This is a genomic window from Streptomyces sp. SCL15-4 (assembly GCF_033366695.1).
GTDB lineage: Bacteria > Actinomycetota > Actinomycetes > Streptomycetales > Streptomycetaceae > Streptomyces.
The window spans coordinates 6,417,433-6,443,379 of record NZ_JAOBTQ010000001.1 but is presented as its reverse complement, the minus strand read 5'-3'; the positions used below and the strand labels follow the sequence as shown (position 1 = coordinate 6,443,379).

24 protein-coding genes are annotated in these 25,947 nt (G+C 72.6%); 13 read left to right on the top strand and 11 right to left on the bottom strand.

The genetic code is table 11. From position 1 onward, the window contains the following. Positions 1 to 128: 128 nt before the first annotated feature. From SCK26_RS28890 to SCK26_RS28875, 4 genes are all read right to left on the bottom strand, one after another. Positions 129 to 647, bottom strand: coding sequence for a histidine phosphatase family protein (locus SCK26_RS28890; protein ID WP_318204267.1), 519 nt, complete (start codon positions 645 to 647; stop codon positions 129 to 131). A 78-nt stretch (positions 648 to 725) separates the two neighbouring features. Continuing rightward, positions 726 to 932, bottom strand: a complete 207-nt coding sequence (locus SCK26_RS28885; RefSeq protein ID WP_318204266.1) for a hypothetical protein — start codon at positions 930 to 932, stop codon at positions 726 to 728. A 286-nt stretch (positions 933 to 1,218) separates the two neighbouring features. Beyond that, positions 1,219 to 1,338: an SGM_5486 family transporter-associated protein gene (locus SCK26_RS28880; RefSeq protein WP_258565284.1), complete on the bottom strand. Its 120-nt coding sequence runs from the start codon at positions 1,336 to 1,338 to the stop codon at positions 1,219 to 1,221. 56 nt (positions 1,339 to 1,394) lie between these two features. Continuing rightward, positions 1,395 to 2,732 carry a CynX/NimT family MFS transporter gene (locus SCK26_RS28875; protein WP_318204265.1) on the bottom strand — a complete coding sequence of 446 codons (1,338 nt, stop codon included), beginning with the start codon at positions 2,730 to 2,732 and terminating at the stop codon, positions 1,395 to 1,397. Between the two features lie 70 nt (positions 2,733 to 2,802). Here SCK26_RS28875 and SCK26_RS28870 point away from each other — a divergent pair, with 70 nt between their 5' ends. After that, complete coding sequence (locus SCK26_RS28870) at positions 2,803 to 3,495, top strand: FadR/GntR family transcriptional regulator (protein ID WP_318204264.1); 693 nt, start codon at positions 2,803 to 2,805, stop codon at positions 3,493 to 3,495. Here SCK26_RS28870 and SCK26_RS28865 read toward each other — a convergent pair. From SCK26_RS28865 to fabG, 3 genes are all read right to left on the bottom strand, one after another. Then, the gene (locus tag SCK26_RS28865) at positions 3,473 to 3,823 is read right to left on the bottom strand and encodes a hypothetical protein (protein ID WP_318204263.1); all 351 of its coding nucleotides are present in this window, start codon (positions 3,821 to 3,823) and stop codon (positions 3,473 to 3,475) included. The genes SCK26_RS28870 and SCK26_RS28865 overlap by 23 nt on opposite strands. Positions 3,824 to 4,098: 275 nt before the next feature. Continuing rightward, the gene (gene fabI / locus SCK26_RS28860; protein ID WP_318204262.1) at positions 4,099 to 4,866 is read right to left on the bottom strand and encodes an enoyl-ACP reductase FabI; all 768 of its coding nucleotides are present in this window, start codon (positions 4,864 to 4,866) and stop codon (positions 4,099 to 4,101) included. A 5-nt stretch (positions 4,867 to 4,871) separates the two neighbouring features. Next, positions 4,872 to 5,576, bottom strand: a complete 705-nt coding sequence (gene fabG / locus SCK26_RS28855; protein WP_318204261.1) for a 3-oxoacyl-[acyl-carrier-protein] reductase — start codon at positions 5,574 to 5,576, stop codon at positions 4,872 to 4,874. Between the two features lie 239 nt (positions 5,577 to 5,815). Between fabG and SCK26_RS28850 the strand changes: the two genes are divergently transcribed. The 3 genes from SCK26_RS28850 to tyrS all read left to right on the top strand — a co-directional run bounded on the left by SCK26_RS28850 (position 5,816) and on the right by tyrS (position 10,065). Next, positions 5,816 to 7,339: a TldD/PmbA family protein gene (locus SCK26_RS28850; protein ID WP_318204260.1), complete on the top strand. Its 1,524-nt coding sequence runs from the start codon at positions 5,816 to 5,818 to the stop codon at positions 7,337 to 7,339. Next, complete coding sequence (locus SCK26_RS28845) at positions 7,336 to 8,730, top strand: TldD/PmbA family protein (RefSeq protein WP_318204259.1); 1,395 nt, start codon at positions 7,336 to 7,338, stop codon at positions 8,728 to 8,730. The genes SCK26_RS28850 and SCK26_RS28845 overlap by 4 nt, the downstream gene beginning before the upstream one ends. Before the next feature lie 66 nt (positions 8,731 to 8,796). Continuing rightward, positions 8,797 to 10,065, top strand: coding sequence for a tyrosine--tRNA ligase (gene tyrS, locus SCK26_RS28840; protein WP_318204258.1), 1,269 nt, complete (start codon positions 8,797 to 8,799; stop codon positions 10,063 to 10,065). 68 nt (positions 10,066 to 10,133) lie between these two features. On the opposite strand, the gene SCK26_RS28835 is transcribed toward tyrS, so the two are convergent. Next, positions 10,134 to 10,418 carry a GlsB/YeaQ/YmgE family stress response membrane protein gene (locus SCK26_RS28835; RefSeq protein WP_318204257.1) on the bottom strand — a complete coding sequence of 95 codons (285 nt, stop codon included), beginning with the start codon at positions 10,416 to 10,418 and terminating at the stop codon, positions 10,134 to 10,136. A 236-nt stretch (positions 10,419 to 10,654) separates the two neighbouring features. Here SCK26_RS28835 and SCK26_RS28830 point away from each other — a divergent pair, with 236 nt between their 5' ends. From SCK26_RS28830 to SCK26_RS28800, 7 genes are all read left to right on the top strand, one after another. Next, positions 10,655 to 11,062, top strand: coding sequence for a DUF3099 domain-containing protein (locus tag SCK26_RS28830; RefSeq protein ID WP_318204256.1), 408 nt, complete (start codon positions 10,655 to 10,657; stop codon positions 11,060 to 11,062). Between the two features lie 246 nt (positions 11,063 to 11,308). Then, entirely contained in the window at positions 11,309 to 11,533 is a 225-nt protein-coding gene (locus SCK26_RS28825) for a hypothetical protein (RefSeq protein ID WP_318204255.1), read from the top strand. A gap of 300 nt (positions 11,534 to 11,833) precedes the next feature. Further along, entirely contained in the window at positions 11,834 to 15,496 is a 3,663-nt protein-coding gene (locus tag SCK26_RS28820) for a nitrate reductase subunit alpha (protein WP_318204254.1), read from the top strand. Between the two features lies 1 nt (position 15,497). Beyond that, complete coding sequence (narH, locus tag SCK26_RS28815; RefSeq protein WP_318204253.1) at positions 15,498 to 17,105, top strand: nitrate reductase subunit beta; 1,608 nt, start codon at positions 15,498 to 15,500, stop codon at positions 17,103 to 17,105. Continuing rightward, positions 17,102 to 17,725 (top strand): nitrate reductase molybdenum cofactor assembly chaperone, encoded by a 624-nt coding sequence (gene narJ / locus SCK26_RS28810; RefSeq protein WP_318204252.1) that lies wholly within the window; start codon positions 17,102 to 17,104, stop codon positions 17,723 to 17,725. Before narH ends, narJ begins: the two co-directional genes overlap by 4 nt. Next, a complete protein-coding gene (gene narI / locus SCK26_RS28805) occupies positions 17,722 to 18,480 on the top strand; it encodes a respiratory nitrate reductase subunit gamma (protein WP_318204251.1) in 759 nt (252 codons plus the stop codon). The genes narJ and narI overlap by 4 nt, the downstream gene beginning before the upstream one ends. Beyond that, positions 18,480 to 19,484: a tellurite resistance/C4-dicarboxylate transporter family protein gene (locus tag SCK26_RS28800; RefSeq protein WP_318204250.1), complete on the top strand. Its 1,005-nt coding sequence runs from the start codon at positions 18,480 to 18,482 to the stop codon at positions 19,482 to 19,484. Before narI ends, SCK26_RS28800 begins: the two co-directional genes overlap by 1 nt. A gap of 22 nt (positions 19,485 to 19,506) precedes the next feature. Here the strand turns inward: SCK26_RS28800 and moaA are convergent, their stop codons facing one another. The 3 genes from moaA to SCK26_RS28785 form a co-directional block, all read right to left on the bottom strand. Beyond that, positions 19,507 to 20,496, bottom strand: coding sequence for a GTP 3',8-cyclase MoaA (gene moaA / locus SCK26_RS28795; protein WP_318204249.1), 990 nt, complete (start codon positions 20,494 to 20,496; stop codon positions 19,507 to 19,509). A gap of 173 nt (positions 20,497 to 20,669) precedes the next feature. Further along, the gene (locus SCK26_RS28790) at positions 20,670 to 22,295 is read right to left on the bottom strand and encodes a cation acetate symporter (RefSeq protein WP_318204248.1); all 1,626 of its coding nucleotides are present in this window, start codon (positions 22,293 to 22,295) and stop codon (positions 20,670 to 20,672) included. Then, complete coding sequence (locus tag SCK26_RS28785) at positions 22,292 to 22,648, bottom strand: DUF485 domain-containing protein (protein ID WP_318204247.1); 357 nt, start codon at positions 22,646 to 22,648, stop codon at positions 22,292 to 22,294. Before SCK26_RS28785 ends, SCK26_RS28790 begins: the two co-directional genes overlap by 4 nt. 287 nt (positions 22,649 to 22,935) lie before the next feature. Here SCK26_RS28785 and SCK26_RS28780 point away from each other — a divergent pair, with 287 nt between their 5' ends. Both SCK26_RS28780 and SCK26_RS28775 read left to right on the top strand, forming a co-directional pair. Continuing rightward, positions 22,936 to 24,459 carry a S8 family peptidase gene (locus SCK26_RS28780; RefSeq protein ID WP_318204246.1) on the top strand — a complete coding sequence of 508 codons (1,524 nt, stop codon included), beginning with the start codon at positions 22,936 to 22,938 and terminating at the stop codon, positions 24,457 to 24,459. Positions 24,460 to 24,540: 81 nt separating this feature from the next. Beyond that, complete coding sequence (locus SCK26_RS28775; protein WP_318204245.1) at positions 24,541 to 25,941, top strand: CoA transferase; 1,401 nt, start codon at positions 24,541 to 24,543, stop codon at positions 25,939 to 25,941. Positions 25,942 to 25,947: the final 6 nt, after the last annotated feature.

Genomic DNA, 25,947 nt, shown 5'->3' with positions numbered 1-25,947 from the left:
CCGGGCCGGACCCGGGCCGGACCGCGTCCGGCCCGTGGTGGGCCGGCGGCCGGCTCCGCCGCCCGGAGGACCCGGCACCCCGGCGGGTGCCGGGCCGCACGCGTAAGGCCCGGCGCGGTGGCGCCGGATCACTCCGAGGGCGCCCAGTAGTCCGTGAGGGTGGCGACGCCGGGCTCGATGCCCTTCCAGTGGCCGTCGAAGGAGAGCAGGGCGAAGGCGGCGGCGGGGAAGCCGCGGCGGTTCATCCGGGCCCGGGCGTCCTCCTCGGCCGAGCCGGCCAGGACCTCGGCCAGACCGTGCACGCCCGGGTTGTGGCCGATGAGGATCACGTTCCGCGCCTCCTCGGGCAGCTCGTTCAGCACGGCGATCAGCTCACCGGGCGAGGCCTCGTAGACCCGCTCCTCATAGACGGTCTTCGGCCGGTGCGCCAGCTCGTGGACGGCGAGCTTCCAGGTCTCACGGGTGCGGGTCGCCGTGGAGCACAGGGCCAGGTCGAAGGCGATGCCGGTGTCGGCCAGCTTGCGTCCGGCGACGGCGGCGTCCATGCGGCCCCGCTCGGCGAGCGGGCGCTCGTGGTCGGGAACCTGGGGCCAGTCGGCTTTCGCATGCCGGAAGAGGACGATCCTGCGGGGTTCTGCGACGCTCATGAGATCCAGCTTCGCATGAAACGGACCACCCGGCGCAGGGAGTTGACATGCGGATTCACCGCGCTGGGACGCCTGCCGTCAGCGCGCGGCGAGCTGCTGGACGCGCTCCAGCAGCCGCGCGATCGCCGGGTCGCCGCCGGCCGCCTGGGCGTCCGACGGGTTGAGTATCAGCGCGAGCAGCGCGACGAACGCGAGGGCGGGCAGGGCGAGCGCCCACCAGGGCAGCCGGGTGCCGGCGCCGCCCGTGGTCGCCGGGTGGGGCCGGGAGGGGGTGCGGGCCGGCATGGTCGCCTCCGTGCGTGCGTCTTCGAGGGGTCCGCGACCGCCCGTCGCGGCCACACCTCGAAGCTACGGAATCCGGAGGCGCCAACCCATCCGGATTCCCACCCAGTTGACCCTGACCCTGACCCCCTAGGGGACGGTGGTGCCAGCCCCACCATCCGCCCGGGAAAAGCCGGCCCGGCCGGGAAGCCGGAAGGGCTTGGAGAGAGCCGGCCCGGGCGGGGCAAGCCGGGAGGCTCGGAAGACCCGGGACGGGTCCGCGCTCTGTGCGGGGCGGGTGAGGCTGTTGTTACGGGGACGCGATGATGGCCACCACGGCGATGATCACGAAGATGGCGAGGAACGAGCCGAAGACGAGCAGCATCTTCTTCTGGCCGTTCTGCGGGTTCGGGTCGAGCACAGGCTGCATGCGTCCCAGTCTCGCACCCCGCCTCCCCCGCGACGGCCCCGGGGCCCCCGGCCGGGTCAGCGCGTCGCCTCGTCCTCGACCGTACGGTCGCGGCCGGCCATGAAGCCCACCGCCATCTGTGGCACCATCAGCGCCGCCATCAGGGCGATCGGCAGCCCCCAGCCGCCGCTCTGCTGGTAGAGCACGCCGACCAGCAGCGGGCCGGGGATGGAGATCAGGTAGCCGGTGCTCTGGGCGAACGCGGACAGCTGGGCCACGCCCGGACCGCTGCGGGCACGCATGCCGACCATGGTCAGGGCGAGCGGGAAGGCGCAGTTGGAGACGCCGAGCAGCAGGGCCCAGGCCCAGGCACCGCCGGACGGCGCGAGGTAGAGCCCGGCGTATCCGGCGAGCCCGCAGACGCCCAGCACCAGGACGATCGGCCCCTGGTGGGGCAGGCGCGTGGCGACCCGGGGAATGATGAAGGCCAGCGGCACGCCCATCACCATGGTGACGGCGAGCAGCACACCGGCGGTGCCGGCCGAGACACCGGCGTCCCGGAAGATCTGCGGCATCCAGCCCATCGTGATGTAGGCGGCCGTGGCCTGGAGGCCGAAGAAGACGGCGAGCGACCAGGCGGTGCGGCTGCGGGTGATGCGCAGCGGGGCCTGCGGCTCGTCCGCGTCCCGTGCCGGCTCCCCGGGCCGGGCGGCGGCGATGGTGGTGGTGCCGCGGTCGCGGAGCAGTGGCAGCCAGGGCAGGACGGCGGCGGCGGCGATGGCCGCCCACACGACGAGGCCGGACTGCCAGTCGCCGCCCATGGCGTCGGTGAGCGGGACGGTCAGGGCGGCGGCGAGGGAGGTGCCGGCGGCGAGGGCCATCGAGTACAGGCCGGTCATGGAGCCGACCCGGTCGGGGAACCAGCGCTTGACGATGACCGGCATCAGGACGTTGCTGACGGCGATGCCCATCAGGGCGAGGGCGCTGGCGGCCAGGAATCCGGCCGTGTTGCCGACGTACGGCCGTATGACCAGGCCGGTGGCGATGGCGGCCATGCCGGCGCACACCACGGCGGCCGGTCCGAAGCGGCGGGCCAGGCGCGGTGCCATGACGCCGAACACGGCGAAGCACAGCGGGGGCACGGAGGTGAGCAGCCCGGCCACGCTGCCGCTCATGCCGAGCCCGTCGCGGACCTCTTCGAGGAGCGCGCCGAGGCTGGTGATGGCCGGCCGGAGGTTCAGCGCGGACAGCATGATGCCCACGACGACCAGCCGGGTGGCCCACGCGCGCGTGCGGCCCGCGCCGGGGGTCGTCTCGGGGGTGTTGGTCGCGGCGGCCGTACCGCGTTCGGTCGCTGACATCGCCGTACGGGTCTCCACTGTCCGGGTTTCCTCACTAGCCATGAGGCCCATCATAGAATCATAGGATGATTGTCTGTCCATCCCCGGAGCGTCCGCGCCCGGTCCTCCCGTGCGAAGGTGTGCCATGCCCTTGAGCCACCCACGACGTTCGGTGCTGTCCGAGCAGGTCATCGCCGAACTGCGCAACCAGATCACCTCCGGCGAGTGGCCGGTGGGCTCGCGCATCCCGACCGAACCGGAACTGGTCGAGCAGCTCGGTGTCGCCCGCAACACCGTCCGCGAGGCCGTCCGCGCGCTCGCGCACAACGGGCTGCTGGACATCCGCCAGGGCTCGGGCACGTACGTCGTGGCCACGAGCGAGCTGGCCGGCGTGATGCACCGCCGCTTCGCCGGCGCCGACCCGCGGCACATCGCCGAGCTGCGCTCCACGCTGGAGTCGGCCGCGGCGAAGCTCGCCGCCGAGCGGCGCACCGAGAAGGACCTCAAGCAGCTGGACGCGCTGCTGGTCCGGCGCGAGCAGGTGTGGGAGACGGGCGACACGGAGGCGTTCGTGGCGGCCGACGCCACCTTCCACCTGGCGGTGGTGGCCGCGTCCCACAACGACGTGATGGTGGCGATGTACGCCGATCTGGGCGAGGTGCTGCGCGACTGGCTGCGCGCGGACGTCGGCGCGGAGCTGACCCCGGAGACCCACATGGACCACGCGCGCCTGGTGGACGCGATCCGCGCGGGGGACGCCGAGGCGGCGGCCGAGGAGGCGGCGAGCTATCCGTTCCTGTGCGATCCGGGCCGGTTCAGCGCGCCTTCTGGTGGCTGATCCACACCGAGCGGACCTCTTTCCAGCACCGGCCGGTGAGCCGTACGGTCAGGGCGGGCCAGGCGTCCGCCGGGGCGCTGTCGGTGTCGACGTCCCACCAGCGGGCGCACTCGATGTGCAGCCGCACGCGGTCGATGTCGGCATAGGGGTTGTGGCAGTAGGCCACCACCTGGGAGCCGCGCACGGCCGTACGGCAGGAGGCGCCGAACCGGACCGGCGAGGGCGACTCGCCGTCCCGCTCGCGCGCGTACGCCGGCGCGCCGTACAGCAGCGACAGTACGAGGGCCAGGGCCGCCGTCGGCGGGACCGGGCTGCGGGACAGGCGCACAAGCGGACCTCCTCGGCCGGGCTGCGGAGGGTCGTGCGAGCGAACGCGTCGTCCAAGGGCGTAATCACAGGGTGCGCCGCCGGCGCGGCGGCGGCCCGGCCGGTGAGCCGAACAGGTGAACGCCCCCCGCCCCACCCGCACACCGCCACACCCCCACACACCGGCACCCCGCACCCCGCACCCGGCACCCGGCACCCGGCACCCGGCGGCCAACGGCCGACGCCCCACTCCCCGCGCGCGGCGGGAAACGGGGCGTCGGTGCGGACCGGGGAAGCTCAGGCGCCGATGGCGTGCAGACCGCCGTCGACGTGGATGATCTCGCCCGTGGTCTTCGGGAACCAGTCGCTCAGCAGCGCGACGATGCCGCGGCCGGCCGGCTCGGGGTCCTTCAGGTCCCACTCCAGCGGCGAACGCGTGTCCCACACGGAGGCCAGGTCGCTGAAGCCCGGGATGGACTTGGCGGCCATGGAGCCGATCGGGCCCGCCGAGATCAGGTTGCAGCGGATGTTCTGCTTGCCCAGGTCGCGCGCCATGTAGCGGTTGACGGCCTCCAGGGCGGCCTTGGCCGGGCCCATCCAGTCGTACTGCGGCCAGGCGTACTGCGCGTCGAAGGTGAGGCCGACGACCGAGCCGCCGTTCTGCATCAGCGGCAGGCAGGCCATGGTCAGCGACTTCAGGGAGAACGCCGAGACGTGCATGGCGGTGGCGACCGACTCGAACGGCGTGTTGAGGAAGTTGCCGCCGAGCGCGTCCTGCGGCGCGAAGCCGATGGAGTGCACGACGCCGTCCAGGCCGCCCAGCTCCTCGCCGACGACGTCCGCGAGGCGCCCGAGGTGCTCCTCGTTGGTGACGTCCAGCTCGATGACCTTGGTCGGCTTCGGCAGCTTCTTGGCGATGCGCTCGGTCAGCGTGGGCCGCGGGAACGCGGTCAGGATGATCTCGGCGCCCTGCTCCTGGGCCAGCTTGGCGGCGTGGAAGGCGATGGAGGACTCCATCAGCACACCGGTGATCAGGACGCGCTTGCCCTCGAGGATTCCGCTCATGGTGATCAGTGACCCATTCCCAGTCCGCCGTCAACCGGGATGACGGCTCCAGTGATGTACGAGGCGTCGTCGGACGCGAGGAAGCGCACCGCCGCGGCGATCTCCTCCGGCTGCGCGTACCGGCCGAGCGGTACCTGCGCGACGATGCCCTGGCGCTGTTCGTCGCTGAGCACCTTGGTCATGTCGGTGTCGACGAAACCGGGCGCGACGACGTTGAAGGTGATGTTGCGCGAGCCCAGCTCCCGGGCGAGGGAACGCGCGAAGCCGACCAGCGCGGCCTTGGAGGCGGCGTAGTTCGCCTGTCCCGCCGAGCCGAGCAGGCCGACCACGGACGAGATCAGGACGACGCGGCCCTTCTTGGCCCGCAGCATGCCGCGGTTGGCGCGCTTGACGACCCGGAAGGTGCCGGTGAGGTTGGTGTCGATGACCGAGGTGAAGTCCTCCTCGGACATGCGCATCAGGAGCTGGTCCTTGGTGACGCCGGCGTTGGCGACCAGGACCTCGACCGGACCGTGCCGGTCCTCGATCTCCTTGTAGGCCTGCTCCACCTGCTCCGGGTCGGTGATGTCGCACTTGACGGCCAGGAAGCCGGCCGGCGGCTCACCCGAGCGGTACGTGATCGCGACCTTGTCGCCGGCGTCGGCGAAAGCGCGGGCGATGGCGAGGCCGATGCCCCGGTTGCCTCCGGTGACGAGAACCGAGCGGCTCAACGGATCACCCTTTCGATAGCGGTCTTACACATCCGCCCGGACTCCTGGGCGACAGGCGGCTTCATCGGAAACCTATCGGTACCGTCGCGTCCCAGGACAAGCGGGCACCGACAGTGGCGCGCGGGTGTCGCTGTCGGGTCCCTACAGAATGCGGTCGCCGGGGCCCCAAACCTGTGGTCCGCCGGGCCGGTCCCGGGACATGATCGGACGCGACAGGCCACGACAGCAGGGAGACCTCCGTGCCTCATTCCATCGACGAAGCCTTCACGGCGCTTCCCCTACGGGCCCTCGCCGACGCCGCGCTGGCGCGCGCGCGTGCGCTGGGGGCCGAGCACGCGGACTTCCGGTTCGAGCGGGTGCGCAGCGCCTCCTGGCGGCTGCGGGACGCGCGGCTCGCCGGATCGTCGGACATCACCGACCTCGGGTACGCGGTCCGGGTGGTGCACGGCGGCACGTGGGGCTTCGCGTCCGGGGTGGACCTGACCATGGACGCCGCCGCCCGGGTCGCCTCGCAGGCGGTGGCCATGGCCAAGCTGTCCGCACAGGTGATCAAGGCCGCCGGCTCCGACGAACGCGTGGAGCTGGCCGACGAGCCGGTGCACTCCGACAAGACGTGGATCTCCTCGTACGAGATCGACCCGTTCGCGGTGCCCGACGAGGAGAAGTCCGCGCTGCTCGCGCAGTGGAGCGCCCGGCTGCTGGCCGCGCCCGGCGTCGACCACGTCGACGCCTCGCTGCTCACCGTGCACGAGAACAAGTTCTACGCGGACACGGCCGGGACGGTGACCACCCAGCAGCGGGTACGGCTGCACCCGCAGCTGACCGCCGTCTCGGTCGACGAGGCGAGCGGCGAGTTCGACTCCATGCGCACCCTGGCACCGCCGGTGGGGCGCGGCTGGGAGTACCTGACCGGGACCGGCTGGGACTGGGACGACGAGCTGGCGCGGATCCCGGAGCTGCTCGCCGAGAAGATGCGGGCGCCCAGCGTGGAACCGGGGCTGTACGACCTGGTGGTCGACCCGTCCAACCTGTGGCTGACCATCCACGAGTCCATCGGCCACGCCACCGAGCTGGACCGTGCCCTCGGCTACGAGGCCGCCTACGCCGGCACCTCCTTCGCCACCTTCGACCAGCTCGGCAGGCTGCGGTACGGCTCCGAGCTGATGAACGTCACCGGCGACCGCACCGCCGAGCACGGCCTGGCGACCATCGGCTACGACGACGAGGGCGTCCAGGCGCAGTCCTGGGACCTGGTGAAGGACGGCACGCTGGTCGGCTACCAGCTGGACCGGCGGATCGCGCGGCTGACCGGGTTCGAGCGGTCCAACGGGTGCGCGTACGCCGACTCGCCCGCCCATGTGCCGGTGCAGCGCATGGCCAACGTCTCGCTGCGGCCGGACCCCGCCGGGCTGTCCACGGAGGACCTGATCGGAGGCGTGGACCGGGGCATCTACGTCGTCGGCGACCGGTCCTGGTCGATCGACATGCAGCGGTACAACTTCCAGTTCACCGGCCAGCGCTTCTTCAGGATCGAGAACGGGCGGATCACCGGTCAGCTGAAGGACGTCGCCTACCAGGCCACGACGACCGACTTCTGGGGCTCGATGGCCGCGGTCGGCGGACCGGGGACCTATGTCCTCGGCGGCGCCTTCAACTGCGGCAAGGCCCAGCCGGGCCAGGTCGCCGCCGTGTCCCACGGCTGCCCGTCGGCCCTGTTCAAGGGCGTCAACATCCTCAACACCACGCAGGAGGCCGGCCGATGAGCGCCCGTACCCGCAAGCCGCACGAGATCGTCGAGCAGGCGCTGGCCCTCTCCCGCGCCGACGGCTGTGTCGTCATCGCCGACGAGCACTCCACCGCCAACCTGCGCTGGGCGGGCAACGCGCTCACCACCAACGGGGTGACCCGCGGCCGTACGCTCACCGTGATCGCGACCGTGGACGGCAAGGAGGGCACCGCCTCGGGGGTGGTGTCCCGGTCGGCGGTCACCGCGGAGGAACTGGAGCCGCTGGTGCGGTCCGCCGAGGCCGCCGCGCGCGGCGCCGGTCCCGCCGAGGACGCGCGGCCGCTGGTCGGCGGTGTGCCGCAGTCCCCCGACTTCACGGACGCGCCCGCCGAGACCTCCTCCGCGGTGTTCGCCGACTTCGCGCCGGCGCTCGGCGAGGCCTTCGCACGCGCGCGTGCGGGCGGCCGGGAGCTGTACGGTTTCGCCAACCACGAGCTGGTGTCGACGTACATGGGCACCTCCACCGGGCTGCGCCTGCGGCACGACCAGCCCACCGGCACGCTGGAGCTGAACGCCAAGTCCCCCGACCGCACCCGCTCGGCCTGGGCCGGCCGGTCCACCCGGGACTTCAAGGACGTCGACCCCGGCGCCCTCGACGCCGAGCTGGCCGTACGGCTCGGCTGGGCCGAGCGGCGCGTGGAGCTGCCCGCGGGCCGGTACGAGACCCTGCTGCCGCCGACCGCGGTCGCGGACCTGCTGATCTACCAGCTGTGGTCCGCCTCCGGCCGGGACGCGGCCGAGGGGCGGACGGTGTTCTCCAAGCCGGGCGGCGGCACCCGGATCGGCGAGCGGCTTACGGAGCTGCCGCTGACCCTGCGCAGCGACCCGGACGAGCCGGGGCTGGAGTGCCCGCCCTTCGTGATCGCCCACTCCTCCGGCGGCGATCTGTCCGTGTTCGACAACGGGCTGCCCACGCACCCCACCGAATGGGTCGGCCAGGGCGTGCTGAAGCACCTGACGACGACCCGGCACAGCGCGGACCTGACCGGACTCCCGGTCGCTCCCGCGCTCGGCAACCTGATCCTGGACGGCGGCGGCGACCGCTCGCTGGAGCAGATGGTCGCGGACACCGAGCGCGGGCTGCTGCTGACCTGCCTGTGGTACATCCGCGAGGTCGATCCGGCGACCCTGCTGCTGACCGGCCTGACCCGGGACGGTGTCTACCTGGTGGAGAACGGCGAGGTGACCGGGCAGGTGAACAACTTCCGGTTCAACGAGTCGCCGGTGGACCTGCTGGGCCGGGCCACCGAGGCCGGGCGGACGCAGAAGACGCTGCCGCGCGAGTGGAGCGACTGGTTCACCCGGGCCGCGATGCCCGCGCTGCGGGTCCCGGATTTCAACATGAGCTCTGTCAGCCAGGGCGTATAACCTCGTAGGCGTTCGTGGTCGGGTGTCACCCGGCTGCCGGAAGATCATCGAGGAGACACGAGAACCGTGACGGACATCGTCGACGAGCTGAAGTGGCGCGGGCTGTTCGCCCTGTCCACCGACGAGGACGCATTGCGCAAGGCGCTCGCGGACGGTCCCGTCACGTTCTATTGCGGTTTCGACCCGACGGCGCCGTCGCTGCACGTGGGGCATCTGGTGCAGGTGCTCACCGTGCGCCGGCTCCAGCAGGCCGGGCACCGGCCGCTGGCGCTGGTCGGCGGCGCCACGGGCCTGATCGGCGATCCGCGCCCGACGGCCGAGCGCACGCTGAACGACCCGGAGACGGTGGCCGGCTGGGTGGACCGGCTGCGCGGCCAGATCGAACCGTTCCTGTCCTTCGAGGGCGAGAACGCGGCGGTCATGGTCAACAACCTGGACTGGACCGCCGGCCTCTCCGCGATCGAGTTCCTGCGGGACATCGGCAAGCACTTCCGCGTCAACAAGATGCTGACGAAGGACTCCGTGGCCCGCCGCCTGGAGTCCGACCAGGGCATCAGCTACACCGAGTTCAGCTACCAGCTCCTCCAGGGCATGGACTTCCTCGAGCTGTACCGGCGCTACGGCTGCACGCTCCAGCAGGGCGGCAGCGACCAGTGGGGCAACCTCACGGCCGGTCTGGACCTGATCCACCGGCTGGAGCCGGACGCCTCGGTGCACGCCCTGGCCACCCCGCTGATGACCAAGGCGGACGGCACCAAGTTCGGCAAGACCGAGGGCGGCGCCGTCTGGCTCGACCCGGAGATGACGACGCCGTACGCGTTCTACCAGTTCTGGCTGAACGTGGACGACCGGGACATCTCCCGCTACCTGCGCATCCTGTCCTTCAAGTCCCGCGAGGAACTCCAGGAGCTGGAGCGGCAGACCGAGGAGCGTCCGCAGGCCCGGGCGGCGCAGCGGGCGCTCGCCGAGGAGCTGACCACGCTGGTGCACGGCGCCGGCCAGACGGCCGCGGTGATCGCCGCGTCCAAGGCGCTGTTCGGCCAGGGCGAGCTGGCGGAGCTGGACGAGCGGACGCTGGCCGCGGCGCTGTCGGAGGTGCCGCACGCGCGGGTCTCCGCGCCGGCCCCGGTGGTCGATCTGCTCGCCGAGGTCGGCCTGGTCCCCAGCAAGTCCGCGGCCCGGCGGACGGTGAAGGAGGGCGGGGCCTACGTCAACAACGTGAAGGTCACCGCGGAGGACTTCGTCCCGGACTCCGGGGACCTGCTGCACGGGCGGTGGCTGGTGCTGCGGCGCGGGAAGAAGAACCTGGCCGCGGTGGAGATCGTCGCCGGCTGACGCCGTAGCGCCGTGGGGGGCGCGGGAGGCCGTGACGGGGCGAACCGTGACGGGCTTGCCCGCGCTCCTTACACCCGGGCCCGGTGCTTCCTCTTGCCGAGCGTCGCCAGGTAGAGGGCGTCGACGGCCGCGACGATGACGATCGCCGCGACCAGCTGGAAGATGTGCCGGCTCCAGTCGATGCCCCGGGTCTCCGACACGCCGACCGCGCGGGCGATCGCGTTGCCCACGACGGCACCCAGGATGCCGCAGATGGTGGTGAGCCAGAGCGGGCTGTGCTGCTTGCCCGGGATGATCGCCTTGGCGATGACGCCCAGCACCAATCCCACGATGATCGCCCACAACCAGCCCATGGCTGCCTCCTCGTACGGCTCGACGTGAGCATTAGGGCCAGTGTGGTGCGCCGCGCCGGACCGCGCATGTCGGCCTGCCCCGTACGCGTCCCGGCCCGGCGACGTCGCCGCAGGCGGGAGGCGACCCGGCCTCGAAGGCGGCGCGGGAGCGGCGTAACGTGGGGGATGGCCCGGCCGGGTTTTCGGACGAGGGTGCGGGCCGGGACGGGTCCGATGCGGGCGGATGGTGAATGGTGATGCGGAAACAGCACGGCGGCGGCGTCCAGGTGTTCCGGATCACGGGCGCCCGGACGGGACTCGCCGAGGATGTCCGGGGCCGGCAGCGCCGGTATGTGATCTCGATGGCGGTCCGCACCGTGTCGGTGATCCTCGCGGTCTCGCTGTGGAACGTCGAGCGGTACGTCGCGATCGTGGCGCTCGTGCTCGGCGCGCTGCTGCCCTATGTCGCCGTGGTGATCGCCAACGCGGGCCGCGAACGGCCGCCCACGCTTCCCTCCACGTTCGTCACCACGCCGATGCGTCCGATGATCGCCGCCGCGCCGGCCGAGGAGGAGCGCAGGGACTCCGTACGGGATTCCGCGCCGCGCGACGTGCCGACGAACCAGACGGCCGGGGCGGGCGGCGAGCGTCCCGACCCGGTCTGAGCACGGCGGACGCCGGGACCGCCGGGGCGGCCACCTGGCAGCTCAAGAAAACCTCAGATCAATCTAGCTGTTCCGGTCCCGGGCGACGGGGTACCCGTGACATACTGCGTAGGCGCTCCGCATCCCCCGTCGGAGCGACGGACCGACGCCGGGCAGCTCCCCCCGTGGCTGCCCGGCGTCGCCTTGTTTTCCGCCCTTCTTTTCCCCTGTTTTCCGCCCCTCGATGAGACGAACCGAGACGAAAACGTGAGTGACGAGACCCCGATCTGCTCGGCCAAGGGCTGCCGTGCCGCCGCCGAGTGGGTGCTGGCCTGGAACAACCCCAAGGTCCACACGCCCGAGCGGCGCAAGACCTGGCTGGCCTGCGCGGCCCACCGCGAGCACCTGTCGCAGTTCCTCGGGGTGCGGGGATTTTTGAAGGACGTGGTCCCTTTCGAGGAGTGGCGGGCCGCCGAGGAGTCCGGGGCGTAACGAGGGCCTGCGGCTGCGGCTGCGGCTGCGGCTGCGGCGAGGAGCGCGTCCTCTGTCATAGGACCCTGTCATGCGTCCTTGCCCAACGGCGCGTAACGCGGACACCAACGTCGGGTCGTCTCTCTTTCGTCCGCCACGAACCATTGCAAAGCGCAAGAAAAACAAGTTCTCGGTAGCCCCAAGCGGCGAAAAAGAGCGCCACCGCGCGAGCGTGCCGGGAGCACTCTGGCCCCGTTCACCGACAGGTGCGTGCCGGAGCCGACCACTCCGGCAACCGGATCCCGAGGGGAGCCCGAGGGCGTGGGACGTGGCAGGGCGAAGGCGGAGCGGATTGCTTCGGATGCGGCCGAACGGCTTTTCGCGGCCGGACAGTTATTGCGACGGGCGCCGACCACGCCCGGAGGACGAGCCGTACTCCGTACGGACCAGCAGGTCAACGACCAGCCGTACCGGGACCGTTGGGCACACGACAAGGTGGTGCGCTCCACACACGGAGTGAACTGCACGGGATCGTGTTCCTGGCAGGTGTATGTGAAGGACGGCCTGATCACCTGGGAGACCCAGGCGACGGACTATCCCTCGGCGGGCCCGGACCGGCCCGACTACGAACCGCGGGGCTGTCCGCGCGGGGCGTCGTTCTCCTGGTACACGTACTCGCCGACCCGGGTGAAGTACCCGCATGCCCGCGGAGTCCTGGTGGAGATGTTCCGGGATGCAAAGCGCCGCCTGGGCGGTGATCCGGTGGCGGCGTGGGCGGAGATCACCGGCGACCCGGACAAGCGGCGCCGCTACCAGTCCGCGCGCGGCAAGGGCGGCCTGGTGCGCATCGGCTGGGAGGAGGCGCTGGAGATCGCCGCCGCCGCCCATGTGCACACGCTCAAGGAGTACGGGCCGGACCGGATCGCGGGTTTCTCCCCGATCCCGGCGATGTCGATGGCGTCGCACGCGGCCGGGGCGCGGTTCCACGCGCTGATCGGGGCGCCGATGCTGTCGTTCTACGACTGGTACGCGGATCTGCCGATCGCCTCGCCGCAGGTCTTCGGCGACCAGACGGACGTACCGGAGTCGGGCGACTGGTGGGACGCGGCCTATCTGATGCTGTGGGGTTCCAACGTGCCGGTCACCCGGACGCCGGACGCCCACTGGATGGCGGAGGCCCGCTACCGGGGACAGAAGGTGGTGGTGGTCTCGCCGGACTACGCGGACGCCACGAAGTTCGCCGACGAGTGGCTGCATCCCCATCCGGGCACCGACGGCGCGCTGGCCATGGCGATGGGCCACGTCATCCTGCGCGAGTGCTTCGTGGACCGGCAGGTGCCGTACTTCACCGACTACGTGCAGCGGTTCACCGACCTGCCCTTCCTGGTCGCCCTCGACGGCGATACGGCCGAGGGCGGTACGCCGGGCGCCTTCGTGACCGCCCGTGACCTGGATCTGGCCGGGGACGCGGAGGCGGCGGCGCGGCGCTGGATGCCGGTCGTGTTCGACACGGCGACCGGCCGGCCGGCCGTGCCCCCCGGCACGCTGGGCGACCGCTGGGGCGAGGCGGGCAAGGGCCGCTGGCACCTCGGTCTCGACGGCATCCGGCCCCTGCTGACCTGCCACGGCCGGCCGGAGGCCACGACGGCACGGGTGGTGCTGCCGCGCTTCGACGAACCGGGCGCCACGCTGACCCGGTCGGTGCCGGCGCTGCGCGTCGGCGGGCGCCTGGTGACCACCGTCTTCGATCTGCTGCTGGCCCGGTACGGGGTGGGCCGCGAGGGCCTGGACGGGCAGTGGCCCGCCTCGTACGAGGACGCCTCCACGCCCTGCACGCCGGCCTGGCAGGAGGCGATCACCTCCGTGCCGGCGGGTGCCGTGGTGCGGGCGGCGAGGGAGTTCGCCCGGACCGCGGAGCAGACCCGGGGCCGCTGCATGATCGTGATGGGCGCGGGCACCAACCACTGGTTCCACTCGGACACGATCTACCGGTCGTTCCTGTCGCTGCTGCTGCTCACCGGCTGCCAGGGCGTCAACGGCGGCGGCTGGGCGCACTACGTCGGCCAGGAGAAGGTGCGTCCGTACGCGGGCTGGCAGCAGCTGGCGACGGCCTCGGACTGGGTGCGCCCGTCGCGGCAGATGGCGGGCACGCCGTACTGGTACCTGCACACCGACCAGTGGCGGTACGAGAAATTCACCGCGGACGCGCTGGCCGCGCCGACCGCGCCCGGGACGCTCGGCGGGCTGCACACCGCGGACCTCGTGGCCCGTTCCGCGCGCCAGGGCTGGATGCCGTCGTACCCCACCTTCGGTGCCAACCCGCTGGACTTGGGGCGACGCGTCCACGAGGCGGGCGCCGACCCGGCGGCGTGGGTGGCCGCCGAACGGGACGCCGGCCGGCTCTCCTACGCCGTCGAGAACCCGGACGACCCGGCCAACTGGCCGCGGGTGCTCACCGTGTGGCGGGCCAATCTGATCGGCTCGTCCGCCAAGGGCAACGAGTTCTTCCTGCGGCACCTGCTGGGGGCGGCCGACAACGCGAGCGCCGAGGAGGCACCGCCCGGGTGCCGGCCCCGGGACGTGGCGTGGCGGGAGGAGGCGCCGCGCGGCAAGCTCGACCTGCTGCTCGCGCTCGACTTCCGGATGACCTCGACGACGCTGTTCGCGGATCTGGTGCTGCCCGCGGCGACCTGGTACGAGAAGCACGACCTGTCCAGCACGGACATGCACCCCTATGTGCACGCGTTCTCCCCGGCGATCAGCCCGCCCTGGCAGGCCCGCACCGACTTCGAGATCTTCCACGGCCTGGCCGCCGAGGTCGCCCGGCTGGCCGAGGGCCGGCTGGACGTCGGCTACGACCTGGTGGCCACCCCCCTCCAGCACGACACCCCCGACGAGGCCCCGCCCGACGGGCCCACCGCTCCGCGCCTGACCCTCGTACGGCGGGACTACACCGCCCTCGGCGACCAGATCGCCGCGCTGGGGCCGCTGGCCGAGCGGGACGGGATGACGGTGAAGGGGGTGACCGTGCGGCCCGGGCCCGAGGTGCGCCGGCTCGCCGCGCGCTGCGGCACCGGCACCTCCGAGGCGGTGCGCGGACGGCCCCTGCTGGACACCGACGTCAAGCTGTGCGAGGCGATCCTCGCCCTGTCCGGCACGACCAACGGCCGGCTGGCCGCCGAGGGGTTCGAGCGGCTCGCCGAGCGGTGCGGACCGGGCGCGGGCCTGGCCGGGCTGGCCGCGTCGGTGGCCGAGCGGCGCATCACGTTCTCCGACACCCAGGCCCGGCCGGTGCAGGTCGGTGCGAGCTTCGAGTGGTCGGGCAAGGAGGGTCCGGACCGCCGCTACTCGCCCTTCACCGTGAACACCGAGCACCTCAAGCCCTGGCACACCCTCACCGGACGCCAGCACTTCTATCTGGACCACCCCTGGATCGCCGAGTACGGCGAGCAACTGCCGGTCTACCGTCCACCGTTGGACCTGGCGGCGCTGGGAGAGGGGCCGCGGACGGACGGCGACGGCGCGCGGTCGGTGACGGTCCGGTACCTCACGCCGCACTCGAAGTGGTCGATCCACTCCGAGTACCAGGAGAACCTGCTGATGCAGACCCTCGCCCGCGGCGGCCCGGTCGTCTGGATGAGCGTCACCGACGCCGAGGCGATCGGTGTCGCGGACAACGACTGGATCGAGGCCCACAACGCCAACGGCGTGGTCGTGGCCCGGGCGGTCGTCTCGCACCGCATGCCCACCGGCACGGTGTTCATGTACCACGTCCAGGAACGCCTGGTGAACGTCCCCAAGTCGGAGGCCACCGGGCGCCGCGGCGGAGTGCACAACGCCCTGACCCGGCTGCTGATCAAGCCGACCCACCTGATCGGCGGCCACGCCCAGCTCTCGTTCGCTCCCAACTACTACGGCCCCACCGGTAATCAGCGCGACGCGATCACCGTCATCCGGCGGCGTACACAGAACGTGGAGTACTGACATGCGCGTCATGGCACAGATCGCCATGGTGATGAACCTGGACAAGTGCATCGGCTGCCACACCTGCTCGGTCACCTGCAAGCAGACGTGGACCAACCGGTCGGGCACCGAGTACGCGTGGTTCAACAACGTCGAGACCCGCCCCGGCCAGGGCTATCCGCGCGGCTACGAGGACCAGGACAGGTGGAAGGGCGGCTGGCGGCTCAAGCACGGGCGGCTGGTGCCGCGCAGCGGAGGGCGGGCCCGCCGGCTGGCCCGGCTGTTCGCCAACCCCGAACTTCCGTCCCTGTCCGACTACTACGAGCCGTGGACGTACGACTACGAGAACCTGATCTCCGCCCCGCTCGGCGACGACGTCCCCACCGCGCCGCCCCGCTCCCTGGCCGACGGCCGCCCGACCCGGGTGACCTGGGGCCCGAACTGGGACGACGACCTGGGCGGCGGGCCCGAGCACCTGGCCGGGGACCCGGTGCTGCGGAAGATGAACGAGCAGGTGCGCCTGGAGTACGAGCAGGCGTTCATGTTCTACCTGCCGCGCATCTGCGAGCACTGCCTCAACCCGTCCTGCGTGGCCGTGTGCCCGTCCGGGGCCCTGTACAAGCGCGTCGAGGACGGCATCGTCCTGGTCGACCAGGACCGCTGCCGCGGCTGGCGCATGTGCGTGTCCGGCTGCCCGTACAAGAAGGTGTACTTCAACCACGCCACCGGCAAGGCCGAGAAGTGCACCCTGTGCTACCCGCGCATCGAGGCGGGACAGCCCACCGTCTGCTCCGAGACCTGTGTGGGCCGGCTGCGCTACCTCGGCGTGCTCCTCTACGACGCCGACAAGGTCGGCGAGGCCGCCGCCACGGAACGCGAACAGGATCTGTACGAGGCTCAGCTGGGCTGCTTCCTCGACCCGCACGACCCCGCTGTCGCGCGCGCCGCGGAGGAGGCCGGGATCCCGCACGACTGGGTCACCGCCGCCCGCCGCTCCCCCGTGCACGCCCTGATCAGCACCTACCGGGTGGCGCTGCCCCTGCATCCGGAGTTCCGCACCCTGCCCATGGTCTGGTACGTCCCGCCGCTGTCGCCGGTGGTGGAGTCGCTCACCGCGACCGGGCACGACGGGGAGGACCCGGCCAAGCTGTTCGCCGCCATCGACTCGCTGCGCATCCCCGTGGCCTACCTCGCCGAACTGTTCACCGCCGGCGATCCGGCGCCGGTGGAGGCGGCGTTGTGCCGGCTGGCCGCGATGCGCACCCATATGCGCCGACTGAACCTCGGTGAGGAGCGGGACCCGGCCATCGCCCGCGCCGTCGGCATGGACGCCACCGGCATCGAGGCCCTGTACCGGCTGCTGGCCCTGGCCAAGTACGACGAGCGCTATGTCATCCCGACCAGCTACACCGGCACCCTGCCCGCCGACGACCTCGACGCCGGGTGCAGTCTGGACGGCGACGGCGGGGTCGGCATGTACGCGGCGGACGCCTTCCACGCCCCGCTCGCCGCCGGGCCGGAGCCGGAGCACGCCGGGGCGTCGCTGCGCGGCAGGGTCAACCTGCTGAACTGGAACGGCAAGGGCCGTCCCGAGGGTCTGTTCCCGCGCGGCCGGGGCGGCGCGCGGTGAGCCGTCCCGTCGTCCTCCAGGCCGCGTCCCTGCTGCTCGGCTATCCGGACCAGGACTGGCCCGGCCGGTTGAGCACCGTGCGCGCGGCCCTGGAGTCCTCGTCCGGGGACCGGACCGGTCTGCTGCTGCGGTTCTGCGCCCGGGTCGAGGGCACCGATCCGCTGGCGCTGGCCGCCCGGTACGTCGCCACCTTCGACCGCAGCCGCCGGCGCTGCCTCTACCTGACGTACTACACCGACGGGGACACCCGCAGGCGGGGCACCGCGCTGGCCCGTCTCAAGGCCCTCTACCGGGAGCACGGCTGGCAGCCCGCCGAGGACGAACTGCCCGACTTCCTGCCCCTGCTGCTGGAGTTCGCCGCCCGCGTCCCCGAGGCCGGGACACCGCTGCTGACCGGGCACCGGCCCGCCCTGGAACTGCTCCGCTTCGCCCTGGCCGCCTACCGCAGCCCCTACGAGGACGTCGTCGAGGCGGTCTGCCGGGCCCTGCCCGGCCCCCGGCCGCCGAGCCGTGAGGCGGCCCTCCGGCTCGCCCGCACCGGTCCGCCCGCGGAGACGGTCGGCCTCCTGCCCTACCTCCCACGATCCCCCCACGGCCCCCACCAGGAGACCTCCCGGTGAACCACCTGCACATCGCCCTCTGGGGCGTACTCCCCTACCTCGTCCTCGCCGTGCTGGTCACCGGCACCGCCTGGCGCTACCGCTACGACCGGTTCGGCTTCACCACGCGCTCCAGCCAGCTCCACGAGCACCGGCTGCTGTCGGTCGGCGGCCCGCTGTTCCACTACGGGCTGCTGTTCGTGGCGGCCGGGCACGTCATCGGCCTGCTCGTTCCCGAGCCGTTCACCGAGCGGGTGCGTGTGCACGAGTGGCTGTACCACGCCAACGCGCTGTTCGTCGGCGGCACGGCGGGCCTGGCCACCCTCGCCGGTCTGGCCGTCCTGCTGTACCGCCGCCTGCGCGTGCCCGCCGTGCGGGCCGCCACCAGCCGCAGCGACCGCGCCGTCTACCCGCTCCTGGTCTGCGTCCTGCTGGCCGGGCTGACCGCCACGGCCACCACCCTGCGGCCCCATCCCTACGACTACCGGGTGGGCGTCTCGGTGTGGTTCCGCTCGCTGTTCACCCTGGACCCCGACGTGTCCGCCATGGCCCACGCCCCGCTCGCCTACCAGGTGCACGCGCTGCTGGCCCTGGCCCTGTTCGCCCTGCTGCCGTTCAGCCGTCTCGTGCACGCCTTCACCGCGCCGCTGGGCTATCTGACCCGCCCCTACATCGTCTACCGCTCCAACGGCACCCGGCAGCGGCCGCCCGCCGCACACCCCGGGCCGGGCCGGCCGCGCCGCCGCCAGGACCGGGACACGCTCGCGCGCCGCTGATGGGGGCACGGCTGTCCGACCGGTGCCGGGACCTGCCGCCGGCGTGTTTCGCTCCCGTCATGGCCACCGGCATCGTCTCCCGGGCACTCGGTCAGGCCGGCGCCCACGCGGTGTCCGGGATACTGTTCGGCGTCGCGGCGGCGCTGTATCTGCCGCTGCTGGCGGCGGCCGGCGTCAAGGCCGCCGTCCACCGGGGCGCGCTGCGCGCCGAACTGCGCGATCCCGGACGCCTGTTCGGGCACTACACGCTCGTCGCGGCCAGCGGGGTGCTTGCGACCCGGCTGGCCGAGGGCCCGGGCCGGATCGCGGGCTGCGTCCTGCTGGCGGTCGCGGTCGTCGTGTGGGCGGGGCTCGTCCGCGCGACCGCCCGGCTCCGGCACGCCGGGCCGGAGCCGGTCCGGCGCCGGGCCGACGGCATCTGGTTCCTGGCCACCGTCGGTTTGCAGGCCATCGTGCTCACGCTGACGAGCCTCGCCGCCACGCGTTGGGGGCTCGCCGTCGCCCTTCTGCTGTGGGGCGCCGGTCTGCCGCTGTACGCGGGCACGCTCGCGCTCGTCGTGCGGCGGCTGCGGCACCACCCGCCCCGGCCCGCCCAGGCACTGCCCAGCTACTGGGTCACCATGGGCGCCGCGGCCATCAGCACGCTGGCGGGCGCCCGGCTCCTGGTCCACGAGGAGCTGCTGCCCGGGCCGGTTCGCGGCCCGCTCGCGGGGACGGTCGTCGCGCTGTGGGTCTGGGCGACCGTCCTGATCCCGCCGCTGGTGGCCGCGGGCGTCTGGCGCCATCTGCGGCACCGCGTCCCGTTCGCCTACGAGCCCACGCTCTGGTGCGTGGTCTTCCCGCTGGGCATGTACGCCACCGCGACCGCCCAGCTCGCCGGGGAGCACCGGATCGACGCCGTGGCCGTCCCCTGCCGGCTGCTGGCGTGGCTCGCCCTGTCGGCCTGGCTCGCCGTCGGCGCCCGCTGTCTGACCGGCCGGCCCGGGAGCGGGACGGCGGCCTAGGTGTGCTGTCCGGACAGCACACCTAGCCGCCGATGGCCGACATGGGGCGGTCGGGCTGGACGAAGGAGGGGTCGTCCAGGCCCGCTCCGGCCTTCTTGCCCCACATCGCCAGCTTCCAGACGCGGGCGATCTCCTCGTCCGGGGCGCCGGAGCGCAGGGCCGCGCGGAGGTCGGTCTCCTCGGTGGCGAACAGGCAGGTGCGTACCTGGCCGTCGGCGGTGAGGCGGGTGCGGTCGCAGGCCGCGCAGAACGGGCGGGTCACCGAGGCGATCACGCCGACGCGGTGCGGGCCGCCGTCCACCAGCCAGCGCTCCGCGGGGGCCGAGCCGCGCGCGTCGGCGCCCTCGGCGGTGAGGTCGAAGCGGGTGCGCAGCGAGGTGAGGATGTCCCCGGCGGTGACCATGCCCTCGCGCTTCCAGCCGTGCTGGGCGTCCAGCGGCATCTGCTCGATGAACCGCAGTTCGTAGTCGTGCTCGACCGCCCAGGCGAGCAGGTCCGGGGCCTCGTCGTCGTTCAGGCCCGGCATCAGGACCGAGTTGACCTTGACCGGGGTCAGGCCGGCCTCGCGGGCCGCCGCCAGGCCGTCCAGGACGTCCTGGTGGCGGTCGCGGCGGGTGAGGGTCTTGAAGACGTCCGGGCGGAGGGTGTCCAGGGAGACGTTGACCCGGTCCAGGCCGGCCGCCTTCAGGGCGGTCGCGGTGCGGACCAGGCCGATGCCGTTGGTGGTCAGGGACATCCGGGGGCGCGGTGCGAGGGCCGCGACGCGCTCCACGATGCCGACCAGGCCCGGGCGCAGCAGGGGCTCGCCGCCGGTGAAGCGGACCTCCTCGATGCCGAGCGTGCGGACCGCGATGTCGATGAGGCGGACGATCTCGTCGTCCGTGAGCAGGTCCGGCTTGGCCAGCCACTGCAGGCCCTCCTCGGGCATGCAGTAGGTGCAGCGCAGATTGCACCGGTCGGTCAGCGAGACCCTCAGGTCGGTGGCCACCCGGCCGTAGGTGTCGATGAGCACGTGGGCCCCTCCCTCTCCCGGTCACTCATTCTCGGCCGCCCCTGCGTCGTCCGTCACCTGCGAGCGTACGTGACCTCGCCGACATCGAGCGCGGCCCGATCGCACGAGGAACGGCGCGACCGCGTCGTAGGACCGTACAGTCCCCAACGACGCGGTCGTCCCGCGCGCCGCCGTCAGTGGGCTCCGGTGCCGGTCAGGGACCGGACCTCCAGTTCCGCGTACTTCCCGGCGTCCGGCTTCTCCTTCGACAGCAGGGTGCCCACCACGCCGAGCAGAAAGCCGACCGGGATGGAGATGAGGCCGGGGTTCTCCAGCGGGAACCAGTGGAAGTCGACGCTGGGGAACATCGAGGTCTGCTTGCCCGAGACCACCGGGGAGAACAGCACCAGGCCGACCGCGGTGACCAGGCCGCCGTAGATCGACCACAGGGCGCCCGCGGTGGTGAACCGTTTCCAGAACAGGCTGTAGAGGATGGTCGGCAGGTTGGCGGAGGCGGCGACCGCGAAGGCGAGGGCCACCAGGCCGGCCACGTTCAGGTCGCGGGCCAGGGCGCCGAGGACGATGGAGACCGCGCCGATGCCGACGGTCGCCCAGCGGGCCGCGCGCACCTCCTGCTGCTCGGTGGCCTGGCCCCTCTTGATGACGTTGGCGTAGATGTCGTGCGCGAACGAGGACGAGGAGGCCAGGGTCAGTCCGGCGACGACCGCGAGGATCGTGGCGAAGGCGACCGCGGAGATGGTGGCGAGCAGGATGGCTCCCCAGCTCGAATCGACGCCGCCGAGGTGGAGCGCCAGCAGAGGGGCCGCCGTGTTGCCCGCCTTGTTGGAGGCGATGATCTCGTCCGGTTTGATCAGCGCGGCGGCGCCGAAGCCGAGGGCGAGGGTCATCAGGTAGAAGACGCCGATCAGGCCGATCGCCCAGAGGACGGACTTGCGGGCGGCCTTGGCGGTGGGGACGGTGTAGAAGCGGATCAGGATGTGCGGCAGGCCGGCGGTGCCCAGGACCAGGGCGATGCCGAGGGAGAGGAAGTCCAGCTTGGTGGTGCCGGTGGCGCCGTACTTGAGGCCGGGCTCCAGGAAGGCGCTGCCCTTGCCGCTGTTGTCGGCGGCCTTGCCGAGCAGTTCGGAGATGTTGAAGTCGAACTTCAGCAGGACGAGGACGGTCAGCAGCACGGCGCCGGCGATCAGCAGCACCGCCTTGACCATCTGCACCCAGGTGGTGCCCTTCATGCCGCCGATGGTGACGTACACGATCATCAGCAGGCCGACCAGGGCGACGATGCCGATCTTGCCGCCGTCGCTGGTGATGCCGAGGAGCAGGGAGACCAGCACGCCGGCGCCCGCCATCTGGGCCAGCAGGTAGAAGATCGACACGACGATGGTGGAGGTGCCGGCCGCGGTGCGCACGGGACGCTGGCGCATCCGGTAGGCCAGCACGTCGCCCATCGTGTAGCGGCCCGAGTTGCGCAGGGGTTCGGCGACCAGGAGGAGGGCGACGAGCCAGGCGACGAGGAAGCCGATGGAGTACAGGAAGCCGTCGTAACCGAAGAGGGCGATGGCGCCGGCGATGCCGAGGAAGGACGCGGCGGACATGTAGTCGCCGGAGACGGCGAGGCCGTTCTGGAAGCCGGTGAACTGGCGTCCGCCCGCGTAGAAGTCGGCGGCGTCCTTGGTCTGCCGGCCCGCCCAGACGGTGATGACGAGGGTCGCGGCGACGAACACCGCGAACAGGGTGATGATCAGCGTCCGGTGCTCGCTCGCCTCGCCGGCGGCCAGCAGCGTGGGGGTCACGGCGCTCATGCTCCGCCCTCCATCCGGGACTTGATGGCCTCGGCCCGGGGGTCGAGCCTGGCGGCGGCGCGGCGGGCGTACCACCAGGCGATGAGGAACGTGGTGAGGAACTGGGCGAGGCCCAGGACGAGGGCGACGTTGATGTGGCCGGCCACCTTGGTGCCCATGAAGTCGCCCGCGTAGTTGGACAGCAGGACGTACAGCAGATACCAGGCGGCGAAGGCGATCGTCAGCGGGAAGGCGAAGGAGCGGTGCGCGCGGCGCAGTTCACCGAACTCCGCGCTCTGCTGCACCTCGGTGAACTCCTCGGTGGAGGGAAGGCGGGCTGGGGATTGAGTGGGTGGCGGTGTTTCGGTGGCCACGGAGTCTCCTCGCGTCACGGACGTGCGCTTGCTGACCTCACGGATACGGGATTACATTACAGCGAGTCATCGAGCGGCTCCATCGGGTGATTCCCGTAGGGGGCCTGATCCTTTCGGGCCTCCCGTCCACGGTCACGGCGCCACGCAGACGGCGGTTCAAGTCCGCCTGGCTCTTTCGGAGATCAGCGCCGGGAGATAGCTTCGGCCCTGTACCGCCTCGTCATGTACCTGCCCGGACGGCCATCCGCGTCCCGGGTGGTTCCGTATCCGGATGATGTGGAGATCCCATGGCTCATCTGCGCTCCAGACGCCGACTGGCGCTCGCCGTACCGGCCGTGCTGTCGCTGACCGCCACGCTCGGCCTCCTGCCGTCGGCGGCCTCCGCGGCGCCCTCGGCGGACACGGCGGTCCCGGTGGCGCGGGCGGCGGACGGCCCCACCCTGTCGTACGTGGTGAACACCGGGACGGACCGCTCCACGGTCGCGTCGGTGCGGCGGGCGATCGTCCGCAACGGCGGGACGGTGGTGACGAGTTACGACCGGATCGGAGTGATCGTCGTCCACTCCGCGGACCCCGGCTTCGCCCAGCGCATCCGCGCCGTGCGCGGGGTCGACTCGGCGGGTGCCACGCGCAACCGCCCGCTGCCCGCCCAGTCCACCACCGACGTGGGCACGCCGAAGGCGCTGAGCGCCGCCGAGGCCGCCGGCGTCCGGGCCGCCGCCGGGCAGGACCCGCTGGAGCCGTTGCAGTGGGACCTGCCGGCCATCAAGGCGGACAAGGCGCACGAGAAGACCCTGGGCAGCCCGGACGTCACGGTCGCCGTCATCGACACGGGTGTCGACGACACCCACCCGGACATCGCGCCCAACTTCGACCGCGCGGCCTCCGCCAACTGCGTGTCGGGCAAGCCGGACACCACGGACGGCGCCTGGCGGCCGGGCGCGGCGGAGAGCCCGCACGGCACGCATGTCGCGGGCGAGATCGCGGCGGCCAAGAACGGCGTGGGCATGACGGGCGTGGCACCGGGGGTGAAGGTCGCCGGCATCAAGGTGGGCAATCCGGACGGCTTCTTCTACACCGAGGCCGTGGTCTGCGGCTTCGTGTGGGCGGCCGAGCACCACGTCGACGTGACCAACAACAGCTATTACACCGACCCGTGGTACTTCAACTGCACCGCCGACCCCGACCAGAAGGCGCTCGTGGACGCCATCACCCGGGCCTCGCGCTACGCGGAGCGCAAGGGCGCGGTCAACGTCGCGGCGGCGGGCAACGAGAACTACGACCTCGCCTCCGACGCGATCACCGACGAGGGCTCGCCGAACGACGGCACCCCCTCGGACCGCGTGGTCGACCCGCACGAGTGCTTCGACATACCGACCCAGCTGCCGGGTGTCGTCACGGTCGCGGCGACCGGCGCCAAGGGTCTGAAGTCGTCCTTCTCCAACCACGGTCTCGGCGTGGTGGACATCGCCGCGCCCGGCGGCGACCGCCTCCAGGCGCCGCAGCCCCCGGCGGTCAGCGGCCTGATCCTGGGCACGCTGCCGGGCGGCAAGTACGGCTACATGGCCGGGACGTCCATGGCCACCCCGCACGTCGCCGGTGTCGCCGCATTGATCAAGTCAACCCATCCACACGCCCCGGCGGCGGTCGTGAAGGCGCTGCTGTACGCGGAGGCCACCGCCACGCCCTGCACGGACCCGTACGACATCGACGGCGACGGCAAGGTGGACGCGGTGTGCGAGGGGACGAGGAACCGCAACGGCTTCTACGGCTGGGGCGTGGCGGACGCGCTGGCCGCGGTGACCAGGTAGGCGTCATAGGGACCTCTGCGCAGGGTTCTGTGCAGGGGTCCATGCAATGGATTGATCGAATCAATAATGCATAGTGCAGTCATGACTGCACTCACGTACGCGTGGTCCGCACTGGGCGGCGACCCCGCCCGGCTGTCCCGGCTCACGACCGTCCCCCGGGAGGGCGTGCTCACGGCGCGTCTTCCCGTGCGGGAGCTGGCCCGGGCCTGCGTGGGCACCTGCGCGCTGGCCGCGGCGGAGCTGGCGGCCCGCCGGGCCGGGCTCTCGGGGGTCCCGGAGGTCCGGATCGACGACGGCGCGGTCGCGGCGGCCTTCCACAGCGAGCGGCTGCTGCGGATCGACGGCCGGGCGCCGGTCTCCTTCGCGCCCCTGTCCCGGTTCTGGCGCACGGCCGACGGCTGGGTGCGCACCCACGCCAACTACCCGCACCACCGGGCCCGGCTGCTCGGCGCGCTGGGACTGCCCGAGGACGCCTCGGCAGACCGGGTCGCCGGGCACCTGGCCGGGCGCTCCGCCCTGGAGGTGGAGGAGACCGTCGGCGCCGCGGGCGGTCTCGCCGTGGCCCTGCGCACCCCCGAGGGCTGGGCGGCGCACCGGCAGGCGGCCGAGGTGGCCGCGCGTCCGCTGGTCGAGCGCGCGTGGCCGGACGCGGCGCCCCCGCGCGTGTTCCCGCCGCTCGATCCCGGCGCCGCCGCCCTGCTGCCCGCCGCCGGGCTGCGCGTCCTGGACCTGACCCGGGTCCTGGCGGGTCCGGTCGCCACCCGCACCCTCGGCCTGCTCGGCGCGGACGTGCTGCGCGTGGACGCCCCGTGGCTGCCGGAACTGCCGGACCAGCACGCCGACACGGGCTTCGGCAAGCGGTCCGCCAGGCTGGACCTGGGCACCGGCCGGGACGTCCTCGAAGACCTGCTGAGCACGGCGGACGTCGTGGTCACCGGCTACCGGCCGGGCGCGCTGGACCGGTTCGGGCTGTCCGCCGAGGCGCTGGCCGGACGCCATCCCGGGCTGGTCGTGGCGCAGGTGTCGGCGTGGGGCGCGTACGGGCCGTGGCACGCGCGGCGCGGCTTCGACAGCCTGGTGCAGGTGGCCACCGGCATCGCGGTCACCGAGGGCACGGCCGGGGAGCCGGGCGCGCTGCCCGCGCAGGCCCTGGACCACGGCACCGGCTATCTGCTGGCGGCGGCCGTGCTGCGGGCGCTGACCGAGCAGTCGTACGACGGCGGGAGCCGGCTGGTGCGGCTCGCGCTGGCCCGGACCGCGCACTGGCTGACCCGCGGGATCCGCCCGGAACCGGCCGAGGGACAGCCGTATCCGGGGCCGGAGGCCTGGCTGGCCGAGACCGGCAGCGCGCTGGGCCGGCTGCGGCACGCCCGGCCGGCCGTGTCCTTCACGGGCGGCCCCGCCGGCTGGGCCCGGCCCCCGGTGCCCTGGGGCTCGGACCCGGCCCGCTGGGCCGCCGCCCCGGTCACCGGCGCCGGATGACGCGCG